Origin of the sequence: Pectobacterium versatile, from assembly GCF_020166435.1 — a bacterium.
GTDB lineage: Bacteria > Pseudomonadota > Gammaproteobacteria > Enterobacterales > Enterobacteriaceae > Pectobacterium > Pectobacterium versatile.
This window is the reverse complement of record NZ_JAINZP010000063.1, coordinates 1-1,027: the sequence shown is the minus strand read 5'-3', so window position 1 is coordinate 1,027 and position 1,027 is coordinate 1. Positions and strand designations below refer to the sequence as shown.

1 protein-coding gene is annotated in these 1,027 nt (G+C 55.3%); it reads left to right on the top strand.

Annotated features, from left to right (window positions below; genetic code table 11):
- On the top strand, window positions 1-1,027 hold a 1,027-nt coding region (locus tag K7X24_RS21915), incomplete at both ends, for an IS3 family transposase (RefSeq protein WP_224558277.1).

The following is a 1,027-nucleotide window of genomic DNA, read 5'->3' as shown; positions in this document are numbered from 1 at the left end:
AAAAGGCGCTGGCGGAGGCGGCGGCGATACTGGTGCTGCGAAAGCAGTTGCGGGATTTTTACGGGGAAACCGACGAGGACGACTGACGCCCGGAACAGAGCGGCAGGCACTTATCGGTTACGTGCGGGAAGCGATGGCGTCAGGAGCTCGGCTGTCAATAGCACTGACGGAAGCTGGATTAAGTGAACGGACGTGGCGACGCTGGCAAACGTCGTGGGAAGACAAGCGTGTCAGCGCGGTCAGGCCCTCCCCGGTGAACCAGTTAAGTGAGCAAGAAGAGCAACAGATACTGGCAGTGTGCCATCAGCCAGACTACGCCAGCCTCCCGCCGTCACAAATCGTACCGGTGTTGGCGGATAAGGGGATTTATCTGGCAAGCGAATCAACCTTTTACAGGGTACTGCGTCGTCATGGAGAGGTGCATCGCCGGGGACGGCAACGGACAGCACAGAAAGTCACCCCGGCAACGAGTTGGCAGGCCAGCGGGCCGAATGAGGTGTGGACATGGGACATTAGATGGGTTCCGTCAACCGTAAAGGGGCGCTGGTTTTACCTGTATCTGGTGGAAGACCTCTATAGCCGAAAAATCGTGGGATATGAAGTGCATGAAACTGAAAGTGGTGAGCAGGCGGCAGCCCTGATACAACGCACGGTCCTCCGGGAAGGATGCTGGCAAAACCCGCCAGTACTGCATGCGGACAATGGTGCAGCGATGAAGTCACAGACGTTGCAAATGAAGCTACATGAACTGGCAATAAGGCCATCTCACAGCCGGCCAAGAGTCAGTAACGACAACGCGTATGTGGAGTCGCTGTTCAGAACACTGAAATATATCCCGCAGTGGCCGTCATCGGGGTTCGGTACATTGGATGAGGCGCGTGAATGGGTAGAGGATTTTACGCAGTGGTATAACGAAATGCACAGACATAGCGGTATCAGATATGTGACGCTGGGTCAGCGACATCGTGGAGAAGACGGTGTGTTGCTGAAAAATCGAGATGAGGTGTACCAAAAGGCAAAAGCGCAA